Origin of the sequence: Sphingomonas sp., assembly GCF_031380695.1 — a bacterium.
Lineage (GTDB): Bacteria > Pseudomonadota > Alphaproteobacteria > Sphingomonadales > Sphingomonadaceae > Sphingomicrobium.
The window spans coordinates 1-3,890 of record NZ_JANMWY010000271.1; the positions used below are offsets into that span (position 1 = coordinate 1).

The 3,890-nt window shown below is 69.2% G+C and carries 2 protein-coding genes; both read right to left on the reverse strand.

From position 1 onward, the window contains the following. Nucleotides 1-16: 16 nt before the first annotated feature. Nucleotides 17-3,415 (reverse strand): AAA family ATPase, encoded by a 3,399-nt coding sequence (locus RMN84_RS09840; protein ID WP_309611996.1) that lies wholly within the window; start codon nucleotides 3,413-3,415, stop codon nucleotides 17-19. Between the two features lie 139 nt (nucleotides 3,416-3,554). Beyond that, nucleotides 3,555-3,890: thioredoxin domain-containing protein (locus RMN84_RS09845; protein WP_309611997.1), on the reverse strand; the 336-nt coding region annotated here is incomplete at its 5' end.

Below are 3,890 nucleotides of genomic sequence, written 5' to 3' on the forward strand. Positions count from 1 at the left end.
TAGTTCGCAATAGCGTTTATTCAGCCGCTAAGATTCGTTCCGCACTTCCCAGGTCCACCGACACTAGACGACTGACCCCCTGCTCGATCATCGTTACGCCATAGAGCCGGTCCATCCGGCTCATCGTCAAGGCGTTATGGGTCACGATCAGGAAGCGGGTGTCAGTCTCGCCGTTCATTCGGTCAAGCAGGTCGCAGAAGCGCTCGACATTGGCGTCGTCAAGCGGGGCATCGACCTCGTCCAAGACGCAGATCGGCGCGGGGTTGGTCAGGAACAGGGCAAAAATCAGCGCGACGGCGGTCAGCGCCTGTTCCCCGCCTGAGAGCAGTGTCAGAGCGGTCAGGCGCTTGCCCGGCGGCTGGGCCATGATCTCCAGCCCGGCCTCGAGCGGATCGTCGCTCTCGACCAGCTCAAGGTGCGCCTGGCCGCCTTCGAACAGGGTCGTGAACAGGCTGCGGAAATGGCCGTCGACTTTGTGATAGGCATCGAGCAGCCGGGTGCGGCCCTCGCGGTTGAGGCTACCAATCGAGCCGCGCAGGCGGTGGATCGCTTCCTGCAACTCGTCGCGCTCAGCTGCGCCAGCAATGCGCGACGCCTCGATTTCGGCGAGCTCCGTTTCGGCGACGAGGTTGACCGGGCCTAGCCGCTCGCGCTCAACCGACAGTCGATCGAGCGCGGCGGATTCCTGTTCGGGCGATTCGAGACTGGCGACGTCGAAGCCTAGCTTTTCGGGCAGGAGTGGCGGCGGGCATTCGAATTTCTCACCGCAGATCGCGCCATATTCGCGGCGGCGAAGTTCCTGGTTTTCGGCGCGGGCGACTGAGCCGGCGCGGCGTTCGCGCGCGTCAGCGAAGGCTTCGCCGGCTTCGGCGAGCGCTTTGCCGACGGCACCCAGCATTTCTTCGACCTCGCGTTCGGCGGCGACAGCCACGCCGATCATGCCGTCGTTCGCGGCGGAGCGGCTTTCAAGAGAGCCGACCTCAGCGGCCAGCGTTTCGGGTTGAGGAGAGAGTTCGGCCTGCTCGTCGGCGAACGCGCGCGACCGCTCGCCGGTCTCGGCCAACCGTCCTTCCGCCGCCGATCCACGCCGCCGCCATTCGCCTGCCTCGCGTGCCGCTGTGGCCAGCCGTTCGCGCGCGGCGGCGGTCTCGCGCGCTCGGGAGGCGGCTTCGGCGCGCTTGTCGGCAACCACTTCACCCGCCCGGCTCGCGGCGGTGCGGGCGGTGTCGATTTCCGTGCCAAGCCCGATCGCATCGGCCAGTGTGGCGAGCGCGGTCTCGGCAGCGGTAAACTCTTCAGCGCTGGCGGCAAGCAACGGAGCGAGGTCGGTACAGCGCTCTTCCAGTGCCTCGCGCTGAGCATCGAGCTGGTCGAGCGCGGCAGCGGAAGCGTCTCCGGCGCGCGCGGCCTCTCGTCCCTCGCGCTCGGCAGCGGCAGCGGCGGAGCGGGCAGTCTCGGCAGCGGCACGCTGGGTCTCGACGTCGCACGCTGCTGCGTTGCGGACGGATGTTGCGGCATCGACGGCGGCAGTCAGCAGCGGGAGATCGGCGTCGAGTGCGGCGAGACGATTGGCGCGGATCAGCCGCTCGGCCGCCGCCGCGCCACTGCCAATGGCGACAAACCCGTCCCAGCGGCGAACGACCCCGTCGCGCGTGACGAGCCGCTGGCCGGGAGCGAGTGGCTGTCCCCCGTCCTCGTCGACTACCCCGATCATGGCGAGGCGACGGCGCAGTTCAGCGGGGGCGCTAACATGGGCCAAGAGCGGAACGAGGCCCGGCGCGAGCGCGGTGTCGCCGTCACCGTCGCTCCCTTCCCAGCGCCGCGACCCAGTGCCGCCAATGTCGGCCTCCAGATCGTCGCCGAGCGCGGCGGCGAGCGCCCGTTCAAAGCCCGCATCGGCGGCGATCCCGGCCAGCGCCGTGCCCGCCCGGCCATGATCGAGCGCACGGGTCAACGCGGCGTGCTCGGCCTCCGCGGCAGCCAATGCGGTACGCGCGATGGCGAACGCGCTTTCGCCTGAGTCGCGTTGTTCAACGGCGGCGGCGCGGCCGGACTCGGCCTTGGTGAGGGCGTTCTCGGCGGAGTTGAGTGCCTTGGTCGCGGCATCGGCGCGGGCTTGAGCCGAGGCAGCGGCGTCACGAAAATCGCGCCCATCACCCAGCGCTGCCAGCTGATCCACCAAACGCGCCGCCTCGGCTTGCGACCTCGCCGCCTGCGCTCGCGCCGCCTCCAGCGCCGCTTCGGCAACCCGTCGCTCGGCGCGCATCGCGGCATCCTTCGCCAACAGCCCGGCCAGCCTTGCCTCCGCTTCCCGCGACACAGCCTCCGCGGCGGTCAGCTCGCTCGCGATCCGCGCCGCCCCCGCCTCGCCGTCGGCCAATCGCGCCTCGATCGCCTCACGTTCCAGATCCAGCGCCGCCACCGCAGTCGCCGCATCCTCCCGCAGCGCCTGCTCGCGCGCCGTCTCCGCCGCTAGCGCCATCGCCAGCCGCTCCAACTCGGACAGTCGCCGCACGACCGTGTCGCGTCGCGCTCGCGCCGTCGCCAGCTGGTGGGCCAGGTTACGCCCCTCGTCGCGCGCTTCCTGAGTCGCGGTGCGGCGCTGCGACACTTCAGCCGCCGCATGTTCCTGCGCGACCTGCGCCCGGCTCATCGCGTCCTGCAGCGCGGTCACCTCGCTCGCCGCCGCCCGTGCCTCTGAATCGGCAACCTGGGCGGCACGATCGGCCTCGGCCCAGCGGGTGTAGATCAGCCGCCCCTCGGCAATGCGGATGCGGTCGGTGATCGTCCGATAGCGCTCCGCCGCCCGCGCCTGCCGCCGCAGTTGCCCGATGCGCGCCTCCTGGTCCGACAATATCTCGTCGAGGCGAAGCAAATTGGCCTCGGTCGCGCGCAGCTTCTGCTCAGCGTCCTTGCGGCGCACGTGAAGACCCGAGATACCGGCCGCTTCCTCCAGCATCAGTCGGCGTTCGACCGGTTTCGCCGCAATGACCGCGCCGATCCTCCCCTGGCTGACCAACGCCGGTGAGTGCGCCCCGGTAGCGGCGTCGGCGAACAGCAGGGCAACGTCCTTGGCCCGCACGTCGCGCCCGTCGAGCCGGTATGCCGAACCGGCACCGCGCTCGATCCGGCGAGTCACCTCGCGGTCACCGTCGTCTTCCTCGATCAGCAACGTCACTTCAGCGAAGTCGCGCGTGGGCCGGGTCGCGGTACCGGCGAAGATGACATCCTCCATCCCGCCGCCGCGTAGCGACTTGGCGCTAGCCTCGCCCATCACCCAGCGGATCGCTTCGAGCAGGTTCGACTTGCCGCAGCCATTGGGGCCGACGACCCCGGTCAGCCCGGGCTCGATGCGCAGCTCCGCCGGTTCGACGAAGCTCTTAAACCCGCTGAGTTTAAGCCTGCGTATCCTCAAACCGGCGCCCCCCAACGCGTCTTCGTTTAGGTAGTCGGCACCGGCCCGCTCTCCCACCTGGTCGCCCATAGCACAGACTGACTGGGTGGCCGGGTGGGGGAACGGGCCGATACCGCACCGGCGAAGCGGACAAACACTCCTAGCTGCCGATCGCTGTCTTGAGCTTGGGCTCGAGCAATTCCCACGTCGCCGTTTCGTCGAGCAGAGCGCCATTGATGAGGAAGCTTGGCGTGCCCGGGATATTATACTGGGTCACCGCGTCGCTGTTCATCTGCACCAGCTTGCTGACTTCCTTGTCGTCGGCGAGGCAGGCGTTGGCCTTGGCCACCGGCACACCACGCAGGGCGGCGAATTCGGGGAAACCGGTCAGCGCGCCGATCTGCACAAACTGCTGCTGCGGCGGCAGCTTCTGCAGCGCCTCCATCTGCGGCTGCGACACCTTCTGCAGCTTGCCGACCCACTCGGGCTGGGCGGC